Origin of the sequence: Micromonospora sp. NPDC047467 (genome assembly GCF_040643095.1) — a bacterium.
GTDB lineage: Bacteria > Actinomycetota > Actinomycetes > Mycobacteriales > Micromonosporaceae > Micromonospora.
Genome location: NZ_JBEYTO010000002.1, coordinates 746,702 through 761,168 on the forward strand (window position 1 = coordinate 746,702; position 14,467 = coordinate 761,168).

The 14,467-nt window shown below is 73.7% G+C and carries 16 protein-coding genes, 1 tRNA gene and 1 pseudogene; 10 read left to right on the forward strand and 8 right to left on the reverse strand.

Annotation, left to right across the window (positions count from 1 at the left end):
• Nucleotides 1–26: 26 nt before the first annotated feature.
• On the reverse strand, nt 27–455 hold the full coding sequence (locus tag ABZ780_RS07690) for a Fur family transcriptional regulator (RefSeq protein ID WP_357009391.1): 429 nt from the start codon (nt 453–455) through the stop codon (nt 27–29).
• A 204-nt stretch (nt 456–659) separates the two neighbouring features.
• Here ABZ780_RS07690 and ABZ780_RS07695 point away from each other — a divergent pair, with 204 nt between their 5' ends.
• Nucleotides 660–1,142: a DUF2231 domain-containing protein gene (locus tag ABZ780_RS07695; protein WP_357485330.1), complete on the forward strand. Its 483-nt coding sequence runs from the start codon at nt 660–662 to the stop codon at nt 1,140–1,142.
• Between the two features lie 31 nt (nt 1,143–1,173).
• On the opposite strand, the gene ABZ780_RS07700 is transcribed toward ABZ780_RS07695, so the two are convergent.
• Entirely contained in the window at nt 1,174–1,506 is a 333-nt protein-coding gene (locus ABZ780_RS07700) for a hypothetical protein (RefSeq protein ID WP_357009388.1), read from the reverse strand.
• Between the two features lie 171 nt (nt 1,507–1,677).
• On the opposite strand from ABZ780_RS07700, the gene ABZ780_RS07705 reads away from it, so the two are divergent.
• Nucleotides 1,678–1,860 carry a hypothetical protein gene (locus tag ABZ780_RS07705; RefSeq protein WP_357009386.1) on the forward strand — a complete coding sequence of 61 codons (183 nt, stop codon included), beginning with the start codon at nt 1,678–1,680 and terminating at the stop codon, nt 1,858–1,860.
• A gap of 137 nt (nt 1,861–1,997) precedes the next feature.
• On the opposite strand, the gene ABZ780_RS07710 is transcribed toward ABZ780_RS07705, so the two are convergent.
• Nucleotides 1,998–2,681, reverse strand: coding sequence for a flagellar biosynthesis protein FlgA (locus ABZ780_RS07710; RefSeq protein ID WP_357009384.1), 684 nt, complete (start codon nt 2,679–2,681; stop codon nt 1,998–2,000).
• A gap of 242 nt (nt 2,682–2,923) precedes the next feature.
• On the opposite strand from ABZ780_RS07710, the gene ABZ780_RS07715 reads away from it, so the two are divergent.
• Entirely contained in the window at nt 2,924–3,220 is a 297-nt protein-coding gene (locus ABZ780_RS07715; protein ID WP_357485343.1) for a hypothetical protein, read from the forward strand.
• A gap of 14 nt (nt 3,221–3,234) precedes the next feature.
• On the opposite strand, the pseudogene ABZ780_RS07720 reads toward ABZ780_RS07715, so the two are convergent.
• Both ABZ780_RS07720 and ABZ780_RS07725 read right to left on the reverse strand, forming a co-directional pair.
• Nucleotides 3,235–3,441, reverse strand: a pseudogene (locus ABZ780_RS07720) (FmdB family zinc ribbon protein); the annotation flags it as partial.
• Nucleotides 3,438–4,115: a 5-formyltetrahydrofolate cyclo-ligase gene (locus tag ABZ780_RS07725; RefSeq protein ID WP_357009381.1), complete on the reverse strand. Its 678-nt coding sequence runs from the start codon at nt 4,113–4,115 to the stop codon at nt 3,438–3,440. The gene ABZ780_RS07725 and the pseudogene ABZ780_RS07720, both read right to left, overlap by 4 nt.
• A gap of 85 nt (nt 4,116–4,200) precedes the next feature.
• Between ABZ780_RS07725 and ABZ780_RS07730 the strand changes: the two genes are divergently transcribed.
• The 5 genes from ABZ780_RS07730 (at nt 4,201) to ABZ780_RS07750 (ending at nt 10,569) form a co-directional block, all read left to right on the forward strand.
• Nucleotides 4,201–6,603 (forward strand): diguanylate cyclase, encoded by a 2,403-nt coding sequence (locus ABZ780_RS07730; protein ID WP_357009378.1) that lies wholly within the window; start codon nt 4,201–4,203, stop codon nt 6,601–6,603.
• 9 nt (nt 6,604–6,612) lie between these two features.
• On the forward strand, nt 6,613–7,575 hold the full coding sequence (locus ABZ780_RS07735; protein ID WP_357009376.1) for a UTP--glucose-1-phosphate uridylyltransferase: 963 nt from the start codon (nt 6,613–6,615) through the stop codon (nt 7,573–7,575).
• On the forward strand, nt 7,572–8,885 hold the full coding sequence (glp, locus tag ABZ780_RS07740) for a gephyrin-like molybdotransferase Glp (RefSeq protein ID WP_357009374.1): 1,314 nt from the start codon (nt 7,572–7,574) through the stop codon (nt 8,883–8,885). The genes ABZ780_RS07735 and glp overlap by 4 nt, the downstream gene beginning before the upstream one ends.
• Nucleotides 8,886–8,958: 73 nt before the next feature.
• Nucleotides 8,959–9,609, forward strand: coding sequence for a GNAT family protein (locus ABZ780_RS07745; protein WP_357009372.1), 651 nt, complete (start codon nt 8,959–8,961; stop codon nt 9,607–9,609).
• A 177-nt stretch (nt 9,610–9,786) separates the two neighbouring features.
• Nucleotides 9,787–10,569, forward strand: a complete 783-nt coding sequence (locus ABZ780_RS07750) for a hypothetical protein (protein ID WP_357009369.1) — start codon at nt 9,787–9,789, stop codon at nt 10,567–10,569.
• On the opposite strand, the gene ABZ780_RS07755 is transcribed toward ABZ780_RS07750, so the two are convergent.
• Nucleotides 10,545–10,730: a hypothetical protein gene (locus tag ABZ780_RS07755; RefSeq protein ID WP_357485065.1), complete on the reverse strand. Its 186-nt coding sequence runs from the start codon at nt 10,728–10,730 to the stop codon at nt 10,545–10,547. The genes ABZ780_RS07750 and ABZ780_RS07755 overlap by 25 nt on opposite strands.
• Nucleotides 10,731–11,112: 382 nt before the next feature.
• Between ABZ780_RS07755 and ABZ780_RS07760 the strand changes: the two genes are divergently transcribed.
• Together ABZ780_RS07760 and ABZ780_RS07765 are read left to right on the forward strand one after the other, a co-directional pair.
• Nucleotides 11,113–11,186 (forward strand) — tRNA-Ala (locus ABZ780_RS07760).
• A 280-nt stretch (nt 11,187–11,466) separates the two neighbouring features.
• Nucleotides 11,467–12,471, forward strand: a complete 1,005-nt coding sequence (locus ABZ780_RS07765; protein WP_357009366.1) for a hypothetical protein — start codon at nt 11,467–11,469, stop codon at nt 12,469–12,471.
• A gap of 60 nt (nt 12,472–12,531) precedes the next feature.
• Here the strand turns inward: ABZ780_RS07765 and ABZ780_RS07770 are convergent, their stop codons facing one another.
• On the reverse strand, nt 12,532–13,650 hold the full coding sequence (locus tag ABZ780_RS07770; RefSeq protein ID WP_357009363.1) for a hypothetical protein: 1,119 nt from the start codon (nt 13,648–13,650) through the stop codon (nt 12,532–12,534).
• Between the two features lie 142 nt (nt 13,651–13,792).
• Nucleotides 13,793–14,449, reverse strand: a complete 657-nt coding sequence (locus tag ABZ780_RS07775) for a 4'-phosphopantetheinyl transferase superfamily protein (RefSeq protein WP_357009360.1) — start codon at nt 14,447–14,449, stop codon at nt 13,793–13,795.
• Between the last annotated feature and the right edge of the window lie 18 nt (nt 14,450–14,467).

A 14,467-nucleotide genomic window follows, 5' to 3' on the forward strand; every position in this document is an offset into this window, starting at 1 on the left:
CCCGACCGCGCCGGTGGGCGGACGGGTCAGCTGTCGGCGGAGCGGCGGGACTGGCAGGCCGGGCAGAGACCCCAGAAGGTGACTTCCGCCTCGTCGACCTCGAAGGCGTGCGCGACGCCCGGCTGCAGGCAGGGGGCGCTGCCCACCGCGCAGTCGATGTCGGCGATCTCGCCACAGCCCCGGCAGACCACGTGGTGGTGGTTGTCGCCGGCGCGTGCCTCGTACCGGGCGGGACTGCCGGCCGGCTCGATTCGGCGGGAGAGGCCGGCCCGGGACAGCGCCCCCAACACGTCGTAGACCGCCTGGGTGGAGACCGAGTCGAGGCGTTCGCGGACCCGCCGCGTGATCTCGTCGACCTCCAGGTGACCGCCGCCCGCGAGCACGTCGAGCACCGCGAGGCGCGGTCGGGTGACCCGTAGGCCCTTCGATCGCAGCAGCTCCTCAGCACCGGACATGCGCCAATGACAGCACGCGCGGCCGGCATCGACAACCGTCCTCCCGCCGCCGTGGCCACGAACACAGCCCGGACAACCCGACCCGGTACCGGGCTGCGCTGAACCCGATGGCGGCTGCGCGCGTGTCTCCGGGGGAGAGCCCGGGAAACGATCGGCGATCCGTACGCTGGCGGTCCCGTGATTGTGATGCCCCTGGAGGAGCCGATGTTCGAGGAGATCCTGGGTCTACCGGCTCACGTCCTCGTGGTCCACGCGGTGGTCGTCTTCGTGCCGCTGCTGGCGGTGCTGGCCATCGGGTACGTGGGGTTGCCGCGCTGGCGGCACCGGCTGGACTGGGCGCTGGGCATCCTCGCCGTGATCGCGCCGGTGACCGCCTTCGTGGCCGTCGAGTCGGGGGAGGCCTTCACCGATGCCCTGGTCGCCAAGGGCTACCAGGGCCAGATTCTCAACCAGATCTTCGAGCACTCCCGATACGGCGACATCCTGTTCCGGATCGTGGTGCCGCTCGGGATTGTGGCCATCCTGCTGCTCGTGGCGACCAGCGGGCACCGCCGGGTGCCACGGCTGCCGACCCTGGTGACACCGGTGCTCGCGGTGGCGGTCGTCGCGCTGTCCATCGCGGCTCTGGTCTACGTCTACCTGACCGGCCACTCGGGTGCCGTGGCCGTCTGGGGCACCACCCTCTGACCGGCCCGCCGCGGCGGTGGCCGTCGGGTGATCAGAAGATGATCCGCGAGCAGAGCAGGCAGACGAGGAACACCAGCACGACGGCGGCCGCCGCGCCGAAGCCGTAGGTGACCCGCTGCGAACGCTGCTCGGCGACGTCCAGGTCGGCCATGTCCTGCGGAGGCAGCCGTCGGGGCGGCGCCGGCTGCAAATGGACCGGGGGACGCCAGCCAGCCGGGGGTGGCACGCTCGGGGGCGGGCCCGGGTACGCGCTCGGGGAGGCGGTGGCGGGCGCGGCGGGGGGTTGGTCCGCCTTTTCGCCGTCACCGGCCCCGGGGCGCCGCCAGTAGTCGTCCGGGGTGCTGCCACCGCTGGGGGTCGTCACGCCGTCCGACGCTACCAACGTGGCCGGCGGCCCGGTCGCTTCTGACCGGCGCGCCCCGCCGGCCCGGTTGCTTCTGGCCGGCGTGCCCCGTACGGTCGGGTTGCTTCTGGCCGGCGCGTGCCTCTGCTGGCGGACGGTTCGCTGCCGTCGGCTGCGCTAGTCTTGCCGCTCGTGAGCACCGAGGACCCCGGCACGCCTGGCGCGCGCGGCGACGATGACCGCACCGTCGACCTGAGCGACGACTTCGTGGTGCTGCCCGAGCAGACCTCGGACGACACCGACGTGGGCTGGGGCGAGCGGACCAGCGGCAACGACGACTGGCTCCTCGCCCAGCGCCCCCCACACTGGGACTGACCCCGCGCCCTTCCACCAGAGCCGCTGAGGCGCTGCCCGGCCGACCGTGGGCGGCGCGGCGCGAGGGCTGAGCGCCCTCTTGCCCCGGGCATCGTTCCCGATGCGGGGACGGCAGGCGAAGAGCAACGCGATTACGGTCAGGCGCGCACGACTATCGCGAATCGGCTCCCCTCGGGCAGCCCGACCGCGCGTTGTGCCTGGTCAGGACGGAGCGCCAGATACAGAGCGGCGGTCCCGTCGGTCGCGCCGGCACCCAACACGTCCAGGACCAGCGCCCGGGGAGCCAGCAGGGTGGCCTCGACGGCGTCCGCCCCGCCCGGCGGCGCAGCCAGTAGGTCGACCCGGGCACCGGGCCGGACGACCGCCAGGGCGGCAGGCTCGGCCAGCCGGATCGGCACCCCGACCGCGCCGCTGGGCAGCGGTAGCGGCCCCGGGGACGGCTGCGCACCGTCGGCCGCCGCGCCCGTGCCGGTCTGGCTCTGGCCGGTCTGTCCTGCGCCGGTCTGGCCCTGGCCCGTGTCGGTCTGCCCTGCGCCGGTCCGGCCCTGGCCGGTCTGCCCGTGCCCGTTGTCGGCCCGGCCCTGACCTGTGTCGGTCGGCCCGCTCGCCGAGAGTGGCCCAGTGTCAGCTGCGCCGGAGCGCGCCGGGGACCGTCCGGCGGCACCGGTCGGCGGGCAGTCGGTCGGGGTGTGCAGGATGGCAGCGGCCAGGCCGAGCAGCACGGCGACCAGCCCGGCACGGAGCAGGGTGCGACCGCCGGGCAGGGCCAGCCGACGTAGTGGGCGCAGCGCCCGTGCCGAGCCCGGATCGCGGGTCGTCATCTGCCGCCTCCCGTCCGGGTGCCGCAGTGACACCCGTGGACGGCAGATTAGGCCGATCGTGGCCGGCAGATCCGCCCGTACGTGGGTGCCTGTGGACAACCGGCCGGCCTGTGGATAACCGTCCACCGGCCGGCCGGGCCTGCTATGGCACGAGAGGCAGCGCGGGCGTTGATCGACTCGGGTTCCTGGAAACCGGGCGATCAGACCGGTACGGACAGGCCGAGTTCCAGGAAGCCGAGCGGATGACGGTGGTCGGCGCCAGCGCGAGATGGTCCCAGGGTCAGGTGGGTCAGGAAGCGGAGCTGCCCGCGGGGGCCTTGCCGCCGCTCGACGACGACCCAGAGGACGACGAAGACCCGGACGACCCGGACGACGGCGACCCGGACGACGACCCGGACGAGGACGAGCGAGCGGACGAACCGGACGAGGTGCTCGACGAGCCGGAATCCCCACCCGAGGACGACGAGGACGACTCGGACTTGGCCGCCGTGGCGCCGGCCGATGCCTCGGAACCGGACGCGCGGGAGTCGGTGCGGTAGAAGCCCGAGCCCTTGAAGACGATGCCGACCGAGTTGAAGACCTTGCGCAGCCGCCCCTGGCACGTCGGGCACTCGGTCAGCGGCTCGTCAGAGAAGGACTGCACCGCCTCGAGCTGGTGACCGCACGCGGTGCAGGCGTACTGGTAGGTGGGCACGTTCTCCTCCGGTATCTGGCTCGGCCAGTTGGCACTCGACGTATTCGAGTGCCAATGGTGCGTCATGCGCCCCGGGTTCGTCCAGCGGACGTGTGGGGCGCGACACCCTGCGCCGTACCCGGGCCGTCATCAAGCGTACGCACCCCGTCGGAGGGGGTGACGACCGCGCGGACCGGACGGTCGTGCGCCTCGGCGGGCAGGGCCTCGACCAGCTCACCGTCATGCAGTGGCACCACGGTCAGCGTGGCCGCCGGCACCCGTGCCAGCACCCGGTCGTACGAGCCGCCGCCCCGGCCCAGTCGCCGGCCGCGCCGGTCGACGGCCAGCGCCGGTACGACCACCAGCTCCGCCTCGGTCACCGCGGCCAACCCGAGCCGCGGACCGGCCGGCTCGCGGAGGCCCCGACCGGCCGCCACCAGAGCGTCCGGTCCGGTGTACGCCGCCCAGTCCAGATCCAGATCGGCGCGGAGCACCGGCAGCAGCAGCTCGGCGTCGGCCGGCAGCGCGTCCCGCAGCACCTCCGGCAGGTCGCCGCCGCCCGGCTCGGAGCCGACCGGCACGTACGCCGTCATCCGGCGGGGCCGCAGGCGGCGTACCAGCGCGATCAGCTCGGCCTGGACGCGCCCGGCGGCGGCAGCCCGCGTCGAACCGGGCAGGGCCCGGCGGCGGGCGAGCAGCTCGATGCGGGCTTCCCGCTTGGAAACACGGGCCACTTCCGCTTCATCAGAAAATTCCGTCATGCAACACTCCTGACGCAACACCACTCCCACGGTCGCACTGTGTCAGCATCGCAAGCAACGGCGTCGGACTTCCGGGGGGAACCGAGTGACGCTACGCGGACGGTTGACAGCGGCCTTCCTCGTGGTGGTGCTCGGGCCAGTCCTGCTCGGGGCCTTCTTCGTCGCCTCCACCGTCGCGGCCGTCGACCACAGGCGGTCCACCGAGCGCCTCGCGGTCGCCGTGTCCACCGTGCGTACCTCGATCGACGCCCTCTGCCAGCAGTTGCGCGCCACGGCCGACGCGGTCGCCCTCACCGGTGACCCGGCCGTCGCCGCCCGCCAGCTGATCGGCCGAGGGCTGGCCGCCGCCGTTCTGATCACCGACGTGACCGGCCGGGTCACGTACGCCTCGCCCGGCGCGCCGTCGACCCCCTGGCGGGACTGCTCCACGCCGACCGCAGCCTCGCCCGGCCCGGTCCGCGCGCTGGCCGTCCGGGTCGACCTGCACGACCGGACCGGCGCGATGCTGGGCACGGTCTCCGCCGCGCAGCTGGTCGACCCGGCGTTCGTGGCCCGGCTGGCGGCGGTGACCGGGGTGGCGGTCACCCTGCTCGACGGGGGCGTGAGCGCCGGCCGCTTCACCCACACCACCGAGTCCCGCGAGGTACGCGACGCGGTGCTGGCCGCCGCCAACGGCACCGACGGCGAACGGGTCACCGAGACCTCCGACGGCCGGTACGTGCGGCGCATCGGGCCGTCCAGCGGGCAGCCACTGCCGCTGGTGCTCTCGGTGCCCAGCGAGCGGCCACCGGGTCTGCCCGCCACGCTGGCCGGCGTGGTCGTGCTGGCCGGGCTGCTCGCCGTGCTGGCCGCCTGGCGACTCGCCCGGGTGACCACCCGACCGCTGGTGGAGCTGGCCAGCGCCGTGGACCGGGTGACGCAGGGCGATCTGACCGCCCGGGTGCCGGTGCGCAGCCGCGACGAGCTGGGCCGCCTGGCCGCCGCGTTCAACCGGATGACCCGGGAGACCGGGTCGTACGTCGCGGCGCTCACCAGCAGCCGTGACCAGTTACGCGGGCACCTGACGGTGCTCGGCGACACCTTGGCCAGCACCCATGACCTGCAACGCATCCTGCGGGTGATCCTGCACAGCGCCATCGCGGCCACCGGGGCGCGGGCTGGCGCGGTGCTGCTGGTGGAGGCTGGCGGGGTGCTCGTCGCACAGTGCAGCGAAGGGCTCGACGGGCGCTTGCCGGAGGGGGATCCGGGCGGCCCGGAGACCCTGCGGGTGCCGGTGGGCGTCGGTGTGGTCGGCGCGGTGGCGGCCACCGGCGTGCCGCAGCGGGGTCGCGTGGAGGCGACCGAGACCCCGACGGGGGAGCCACTCTGCCGCACCTACGTCGCGGTGCCGTTCGCCACCCCGGGCGGCGGGGCCGCAGCCACCTCGGGCGGCGGGGCCACCCCCGGCGGCGGGGCCACAACCTCGGGGGCCACGACCTCCGGGGCTGCGACAGTCCCGGGTGGGCCGGCGGTGGACGCTGACGAGGCCGGCGAGGCGGCGGCGCTCGGGGTGCTGGCCCTCTACGACCGGCTGGGCGCCGACGAGTTCGACGACGACGACCTCGTCACCCTGCGCACTTTCGCCGGCCACGCGGCCGTGGCGGTGGACAACGTCCGGGTGCACGAGGAGGCGCAGCGGCTCTCCCTCACCGACCCGCTCACCGGGTTGTGGAACTACCGCTACCTGCGCGAGTCGATCCGACGGGAGGTGGAACGGGCCAGCCGGTTCGGTCGGATGCTCAGCGTGCTCGCCCTCGACCTGGACCGCTTCAAGGACGTCAACGACACGTACGGGCACGCGGCGGGGGACACCGTGCTGGCCGAGTTCGCCCAGCGCGTACGCGGCGAGATCCGCGAGGTGGACCTCGCCTTCCGGCAGGGCGGCGAGGAGTTCGTGGTGCTCCTGCCGGAGACCGACGCCCGGGGCGCGGCGATCGTCGCGGAACGGCTGGGCGCGGCGGTACGGGAGACACCTGTCGTCGTCGAGGGGTACGCCGGGCCGATCGTGGTGACCGTGTCGGTGGGCATCGCCGTCTACCCGCACCACGGCAGCACCGGCGCGGAGGTGCTGGAGGCCGCCGACGACGCCCTCTACGCGGCCAAGGCGGCGGGTCGGGACACCTGTCGCATGGCCGAGGTCCGCCCCGACGTGCCGATGTGCGAGATCCCGGTGCAGGCGGGGGCCGTCAGCCCACTCGACGGGCTGCCGCGCGCCGGCCGGCCCGTGCAGGTCCAACGGGAGCCGGGCGGGCCCGCCCGGTCGGAGTCGGCTGTGGGCGTACCCGAGTCGAACCCGCCAGGGCCGGCGGACGCCCGGCCGGAGTCGGTGGACGACCCGGCGACCACCGAGGGGGAAGGCGCGCGGGCTGGCCCGGACGTCGGGCGGCCAGGGCCCGGCGGCGGCGCGTCTTCTGGGCCACACCCGCCGCGGCAGAGCCGTGGCCGATAGTCTCGCGGCATGTCGGAGCACTCAGCGAACCCTTCACCGACGGTCGCCGCAACCGGCCGTCCCCTGGCGGTCAAGGCCGTCATCCCGGCCGCCGGACTGGCCACCCGTTTCCTGCCGGCCACCAAGGCGGTGCCCAAGGAACTGCTGCCGGTAGTGGACCGGCCGGTGCTGCAGTACATCGTCGAGGAGGCCACCCAGGCCGGCATCGGTGACGTGTTGCTGATCACCGGTCGGGGTAAGACGTCGATGGTGGACCACTTCGACCGTCGCCCCGACCTGGAGACCAGGCTGGAGGAGAAGGGCGACGCCGAGCGGCTGGCGGCCGTGCGTCGGCCCAGTGAGCTGGCCGAGATCTACACCGTCCGGCAGCCGGAGCAGCTCGGGCTCGGTCACGCCGTCGGGTACGCCGAGTCCCACGTCGGCGACCAGCCCTTCGCGGTGCTGCTCGGCGACGAGTTCGTCAAGCCGTCCGAGCCGCTGCTGCCGGCCATGCTGGAACTGCAGGCCCGTACCGGCGGGGTGGTGCTCGCCTTCTTCGAGGTCGACCCGGCCGACACCAAGCGGTACGGCATCGCCTCCGTCGAGCCGGCCGAGTCGGAGCTGAGCGACATCGGCGAGGTCGTCAAGGTGACCGGCATGGTGGAGAAGCCGCAGCCGGAGGACGCGCCGAGCAACCTCGCCGTGCTCGGCCGGTACGTGCTGCCGGGGAAGATTTTCGACGCGATCCGGCGGACAAAGCCGGGCAGCGGCGGCGAGATCCAGCTGACCGACGCCATGGAGCTGCTGCGCACCGAGGGCACACCGGTGCACGCGATCGTCTACCGAGGCACCCGATACGACACCGGCATGCCGTTGGGCTACCTGCAGACGGTCGTGCAGATCGCCGCCGAGCGCGAGGATCTCGGCACCGAGTTCCGTTCCTGGCTGGCCGACTTCGTCCGGGCCGACGCGGCAGGCGGATCTGGTACATGACAGCTACGGCCGACGCCGAGGCGGCCGCGAACGAGTTGACGCCGCTCGCCGACTACCTGGGCAGCGTGCTGCGCAGGTTACGAGCGCTGCCGCCACTCGACCTCGACCTCACCCAGGCGCACGGCAACGTCCTCGCCGAGGACGTCGTCGCGCCGCACGCCTTCCCGGCCTTCGACCAGGCGGCCGTGGACGGTTACGCGGCCCGCTGGGAGGACATTTCCGGAGGGGGCCGGGGGCCGAGCTACGTCCCGGCCCCCTCCGGCACGCCCGGCGGTCGGACGATCCGGCTCAACGTCGTCGGCGACCTGGGCGCGGCGAGCTGGCGACCCGTGCGGCTCACCCCGGGCTCGTGCTTCTCGGTGGCCGCCGGTGCGCCGCTGCCGATCGCCGCCGACGTCGTGGTCCCGGTGGAGTGGACCGACCAGGGCATGGCCGCCGTGGAGATCTTCCGCACCCCCAAGCGGGGGTACGGGGTCCGCCGCGCCGGTGAGGAGTTGCCCGCCGGCACCCTGCTCGCCCGAGCCGGCACGTACGTCTCCCCGGCGTTGGTCGCGGTCTTCGCCGCCACCGGCATCGGGCACGTGGTGGTGCGGCCCAGTCCACGGGTGGTCATCGTGGCCACCGGCGACGAACTGGTCGACGTGGGCCGGGGCAGCCAGCCCGGGCAGGTGGTGGACGCCAACTCACACGCGTTGACCGCCGCCGCCGCCGAGGTGGGCGCCCTGGCGTACCGGGTGGGCATCTGCGACGACGACCCGGAAGGGCTGCGCGGGCTGCTGGAGGACCAGACCCTGCGCGCCGACCTGATCATCACCACCGGGGGGACCGGCACCGGGCCCGGCGACATGGTGCGCCGCATCCTGTCCCGGCGTGAGGGCGGCCGGGCCGGCCCGGTCACCTTCACCGACGTGGCGCTCTATCCGGGCACCGCGCTCGGCTTCGGCACCGTCGGCGCCGAGGAGGTGCCGGTGGTCTGCCTGCCCGGCGACCCCGGCGCGGCGCTGATCGGCTTCGAGGTGCTGGCCCGCCCCGCGATCCAACTACTCGCCGGCGCCGAGCCGGTGTTCCGGCCCAGCGTTCGGGCGCACCTGCTGGAGACCGTGTCGTCACCGGGTGGGCTGCGCGAGTTCCGGCCCGCGCACGTCGCCGAGCGGCGCGGCGGCGGGTACACGGTGCAACCGCTCAGCGGCGGCCCGTTCACGCTCTCCGGGCTGGCCGAGGCGAACGGGCTGCTGGTGCTCGGCGAGCGGGTCACCTCCGCGGCCGCCGGCTCCACCGTGGACGTTCTGCTGCTCGACCGCCGTCGGTGACGGCTCTGCGCGGTCCCCGGTTCATCGCGGGTCCACTTGCGCACCACACGGTCCCGCGCGGGAGACTGTGCGGGTGAGTCTCTTCGGACCCGCGCGGGCACCCGGCTGGCCGGCGGTGCTGGCCGACGGCCCGGTGCTGCTGCGGCCCTACCGGCGCTCCGACGCTGCGGCGTGGTCAGAGGTACGGCGGGCCAACAAGGCCTGGCTGGCACCCTGGGAGTCGTCGCTGCCCGGCGGTTGGGACGAGCTGAACTCGCCTGCCGCGTTCCGCTGGGTGCACCGCGACCAGCGACGGTCGGCCCGTGAGGGCGAGGGTATGCCGTTCGCGGTCTGTCTGCGGGAGGCCGACCGGGAGCGCCTGGTCGGGCACCTCAACGTGGGCAGCATCGTCCGGCGCGCCTTCTGCTCCGGGTACGTCGGCTACTGGGTGGACGCCCGGGTCGCCGGGCAGGGCGTGATCCCGACGGCCCTCGCACTCGCCGTGGACCACGCCTTCGGGCCGGGCGGGCTGCACCGGGTGGAGGTCAACATCCGGCCGGAGAACCGACCGTCCCGGCGGGTGGTGGAGAAACTCGGCTTCCGCGAGGAGTCGTACCACGTGCGCTACATGCACATCGACGGTGCCTGGCGAGACCACATCGGATACGCGATGACGAGCGAGGAGATCGCCGCCGAGGGCGGTCTGTTGGCCCGCTGGCATCGGGTACGCGCCAGTGCGCGGTGAGCCGTCCCACGCACGGGATCGGCGCGGCGCGGTGGCATCCCGGTCGGCGCGCCGTAACCTCAAGTAACTGCAAGCTGCGGCAAGCGCCCCCCGTCCGGACGATCTACGCACCCAGGCACGATTGGTGGAAGATCCTGCGGTCCGGTGGCGGTTGCTCCGAATTCGGTGACGGGAGGGGTGAGGGTGCCGACCTCGGTGCTCCTCGCCGTCCTCGCCGCCGCCGGCCTGCTCGCCCTGGCCCCGGCGTTGGTTCGCCGGTACGACGCCACCGAGCGGCTGGTGGCGGAGCGGGCGCAGTCGACGGCGCGGGTGCTCCAGCGCCGCCGACGGCGCCGCACTGTGCCCGGGCGGCGACCCGTCCACCCGCCGCGCTCCCTTGTCGTCACCCTCAGTGAGGATTCGGCTACGGGGAAGCTGACCGCGCCGGTCTCGGCACCCCCGGCGGCGCGCCGCTCCAACCGGCTGCGCGCCGTGCCGCCGGCCCCGAAGCGGTCCCGCCGCCGTCCGCCGCCGCGCCGACAGCACACCCCCGCCGTGTACCGTCGCCGCCGCGTGCTCGCCGCCCTGCTGCTGCTCAACTTCGTCGAGCTGATCGGCGTCCTGTTCGTCAGCCCCGGCTTCTGGATCAGCTTCTCGGTCACCTTCCTGCTGTTGGCCATGTACGTCGTCCACCTGCGGGGTCAGGCCCTGGCCGGTCGTCGCCGACGCCGCGCCCGAGCCCGGGAGGCGGCCTGGTTGGCCGCCCGCCAGGCCGAGGTCCGCCGGGAACAGGCCCGCCGTGCTGCGGCCCGCCGGGAGGCGCAACGCCGCCTTGCCGCCCAACGCGAGGGGGTACGCCGAGCCGCCATGGGTCTCGACCGACCCGGAGACCTGCCGGCGGCCGTCAACGGCGGCTCGGTCTCGTACCGGCGCTCGGGCGGGCTACGTGGCCGCCCCTACGAGGCCGGCCGAGGCGCCTGACCGCTGGTCTTGCCGCGCTCGCTGGTCTTGCGGCGCTCGCTGGTCTTGCGGCGCCCGCTGGTCTTGCCGCGCCGGTCGGTCTTGCCGGGTCCGTCGGTCTTGCGGCGCGCCCGCCGGGGCTCGGCGGGCTTGGGGCGCTTGCCGGGCTTGATCCACTCCATGTCGCCGATCTGGGGGTGTCCCCGGCGGAGGATGCCGCCACATCGGCGATACGGAGTGGATCAAGGTTTCGCGCGGGCGACGGCGGGTTGGTCGACTTGGGTTCGCGGGATGTGGGGCGACGATGTGTCTCGGATGTCCTATCTTCGACCAAATCGAATTGATCGTGGCTCCCGGTGGCCTGACGCACAATCTTGGTGTTGGTCTCCAGCAACGGGGCGCGGCGGCGCTGGAGCGCGGCGCCGAGGGCGGGTGGGTGTCGTCGTGGCGCCGGCGTCAGCGCGGCACCGGGGGCGGATTCGCGGTGGGGGCCGGCGACCTGTTAGCCTTGCTGCCGGCCCGCCCGGTGTAAGCCGGGTGGGACCGAAGCCGGTTCGCCGGTGGGGGGCTGTGGCGCAGACTGGTAGCGCACCTCGTTCGCATCGAGGGGGTCAGGGGTTCAAATCCCCTCAGCTCCACCCCAGGTCAAAGGCCGTTTCCGCTCGTCGGAGACGGCCTTTTTCGATCTCGCGGACAGGGCAGACGGACAGCACCCGGTAGCGCAGCGCTCGGGTGTGCCGACCCGGAGACGCCAGCGATGAACAGCATTCCGACGCGGAGCCGGCCTCGTAGCAGGCCGGGAGACGCCGATGTCGATCGAGTCGCTCATCGGACTTGCCGCAACCTTGGGGCGTGCCCAGGTGTGCATCTGTCATCAGTTGATGCCCGGAGCGCTCGGGCCGACACGGGGAGCACAGAATGACGCACACCGCTCGACGCAGGATGCTCGCCGGCACCGTAGCCGGACTGCTGGCCACATCCCTCGCCGCCGTCGTGTCCGGGACGGCCACCGCCGCACCCGCGGCCGCCCGCGCCTGCACGATCAGTACGCTGCCGTACCCGGCCGACACCTACCGCGCCGACGCGAACGCCATCGACCCGTCGGGTCGCTTCGTCGTCGGGGCCGCCCTGCGGGTCCGTGACAGCGGCAACCAGGAGCTGCTGCTGATCTGGGACGGGCAGCGGCTCACCGAGATCGAGTCCCCCGGCATGGTCGACGCCGTCGACGTCAACACCCGCGGTGTCGTGGTCGGCAACGGCTGGGCCGAGAGCGGCATCGGCCGTCCGTGGACGTACCGCGACGGCCGGTTCGAGCAGTTGCCGGTGGTGCCGTCGAGTGGCATCTTCGTCTCCGCGATCAACGAGGCCGGCGACATCGTCGGCTACGGCTCGGACATCGTCGCCGGGGAGTACGTCGCGCTGCGCTGGCCGGCCGCCCGGCCCGGCACGGTCGAGGTGCTCGACGCTCCGGTGAACGCGACGCCGAGTGGAATCACGGCGAACGGGACCATCGTCGGTTCTGCCGGGGAATTTGGCAGCTGGACCGGTTGGATCCGCCGGCCGAATGGCCGGATCGGCGCGCTCACCGCCCCGGGTGCTCAGTCGACTGTGGTCGGCGCGGCGGCGGGCCACTGGGCGATCGGCCGGGTCAACCTGGGCGGCACCAGCCCGGTCATGGTGCGGTGGGATCTCCGAAACGGCTCGTACACGACGCTCGACCAGCGGTTGACGCTCGGCGACGACGTCAACGCCAGCGGGGTCGTGGTGGGCGGTGAACGGGTCGCGCGCGGTGCCAGCTCCCGGGTCCTGCCCGGTGGTGGGGACAGGGTGACAATCGGCGCTCGTTCCATCTCCGACACGGGCACCATCGTCGGCTTCCGCAACGCCGACCGGGTAACCCCGGTGCGCTGGACCGGCTGCTGACACCCCGGCATCTCACCCTGCGTGGGGCCGGCCCCGACGGGCCGGCCCCGCGTCACCACGTCAGGGCTTCCAGGTGCCGGCGGCCTTGAACCGGTGCTGGTACTCCAACACGCCGTTGGTGTCGGGCACGTTGAACACGAGGGTGCCAGTGCGGGTGGTGCCGACGGGCAGGTCGGTGCCGGACGGCATCGACTTGCCGCAGCCGGAGAGGACCCCGGCGATCGAGCTGGTCTTGGTGCCGTCGGCGGCGATCCACCAGAAGTACAGCGGGTTGATCGAGCCGGTGCCCTGCACGACCGACACGGTCACGTCGGCGATCACGTACGTGCCCTTGCTGGGCTTGAGGCCGCTCGCCCGGCAGGGTTCGGTGGAGGTGCTGAACCGGTCCACGGTGATCTTCATGACGCCTCGGTCGTCGTCCATCTGCAGGGTGCGTCCGGCGGGCATGTTCTGGGCTGCCTCGCCGAAAGCCGGGTTGGTCGACGACGGGTTGGGCGCCGACCGCCCAGTGCCGCCGGTCGTGCCCGGGGTGGGCAGGGCGTCGGTCACCTCGTTCGCGACACGGTTCGCGCCGACGACCACCGCCACGATGCCGCCCGCGCAGCACAGCAGGGCGAGCACGGCCGCGGTGACCGCGATGATCAGCACGGTCTTGGAGTTCTTCGCGGGCGGCTGCACGGTGGGCGGGTAACCCGGCCCTCCCGGCGTCGGATACGCCCCTCCGGCCGGTGGGTAACCCGCTGCTCCGGGTGGTGGGTAACCCGCTGCTCCGGGCGGTGGGTAACCTGCTGCTCCGGGCGGTGGGTACGCCCCGCCCGGCGGCGGGTAGCCGCCGTCCGCGACCGGCGGCTGCGACCAGGGCTGATCCGGGGCGGCCGGGTACGGCGCATGGGCGTAGGGCGGCTGCGGTTCGTTGGCGTACGGCGGCTGCGGCGCGGTCGGCGGTGTCCACTGACCCGGTACGCCCGACTGCGGTGCTCCGGACACCGGCGGCACCGACACCGGCGGCTGCGGCGGGTTCCCCTGCGCCGACCACGGGTTGGGCTGTGCGGGTGTCTGCGGGACCGTCGGGTCGGCGGCGAACTGCGGCTGCGGTGTCGCGGGGAACGGCTGGGCGGGCGGCTCCGGGTTCGGCTGTTGGGGGTCCTGCGGCCCGCTGGGGGGCTGGGGGTGGGTCAACGTACTCCTTGGCGCCTCGGCACGTGCGGTTCAGGGAACCCGACGACGCTACCGTGCGTTGTCGATCGCCCGATCGTCGCGCTGGATCCGTCCCGCAGTGGCGACGGAACGGCCAGTGTGGACGCCGAGCAGACCTGGCGGGTCAGTGGAGCGTGAGGACGGCGGCGGTCCGGACCAGCCCGTCGGCGACCACGAACCGGCCGGTGATCGTGGCCGGCGGATCGACGACGCCGGCCGCGTCCACCCGGGCCGGTGCGATCCGGGCGGTGAACGTGCCGGCGTCCGGGTCGATGTCGAGGTGGGCGTCGTGGAAGTCCAACCAACTGCCGACGATCGGGTACCACACCTTGTAGACGGTCTCCTTGGCGCTGAAGTACACGACCGGCCAGGAGATGTCGGCGGGCAGCCGAGCGCAGTTCTCCTCCTCCTCGGGCAGCAGCACGAGTCGGCGTACCCCCGCATTGATTTCGCGGTGCCGCTCGGCGTCCATGCCGACGGACCGGAGGTCGGTGGCGTGCGCGGCGGCGGCGGCGCAGTAGCCGCTGGTGTGGGTGATGGTGCCGACGACGCCGGCCGGCCAGACCGGTGCCCGGTCGGCGGCGGCCGGCACGGCCGTCGCCGGCAGGCCGAGGCCGGCCATTGCCCGGCGGGCGCACACCCGGCCGGCCGTGAAGTCCCGGCGACGGGTCTGCACCGCCCGCTCACCGAGGCACGCCTGCTCGGCGGCGAGCAGTTCCCCGGCCCAGTCGTCCGGCCCGGCGACGGCCACGGCGACCGTTGTCGGCAGCAGGTCACGCATCGGTGTCGCCTACCTATC

What these genes read in the sequence shown, in the direction of transcription:
- ABZ780_RS07690 (WP_357009391.1), bottom strand. Translation starts at nt 455, where the DNA reads ATGTCCGGTGCTGAGGAGCTGCTGCGATCGAAGGGCCTACGGGTCACC.
- ABZ780_RS07695 (WP_357485330.1), top strand. Translation starts at nt 660, where the DNA reads ATGTTCGAGGAGATCCTGGGTCTACCGGCTCACGTCCTCGTGGTCCAC.
- ABZ780_RS07710 (WP_357009384.1), bottom strand. Translation starts at nt 2,681, where the DNA reads ATGACGACCCGCGATCCGGGCTCGGCACGGGCGCTGCGCCCACTACGT.
- ABZ780_RS07715 (WP_357485343.1), top strand. Translation starts at nt 2,924, where the DNA reads ATGACGGTGGTCGGCGCCAGCGCGAGATGGTCCCAGGGTCAGGTGGGT.
- ABZ780_RS07725 (WP_357009381.1), bottom strand. Translation starts at nt 4,115, where the DNA reads ATGACGGAATTTTCTGATGAAGCGGAAGTGGCCCGTGTTTCCAAGCGG.
- ABZ780_RS07735 (WP_357009376.1), top strand. Translation starts at nt 6,613, where the DNA reads ATGTCGGAGCACTCAGCGAACCCTTCACCGACGGTCGCCGCAACCGGC.
- glp (WP_357009374.1), top strand. Translation starts at nt 7,572, where the DNA reads ATGACAGCTACGGCCGACGCCGAGGCGGCCGCGAACGAGTTGACGCCG.
- ABZ780_RS07755 (WP_357485065.1), bottom strand. Translation starts at nt 10,730, where the DNA reads ATGGAGTGGATCAAGCCCGGCAAGCGCCCCAAGCCCGCCGAGCCCCGG.
- ABZ780_RS07765 (WP_357009366.1), top strand. Translation starts at nt 11,467, where the DNA reads ATGACGCACACCGCTCGACGCAGGATGCTCGCCGGCACCGTAGCCGGA.
- ABZ780_RS07775 (WP_357009360.1), bottom strand. Translation starts at nt 14,449, where the DNA reads ATGCGTGACCTGCTGCCGACAACGGTCGCCGTGGCCGTCGCCGGGCCG.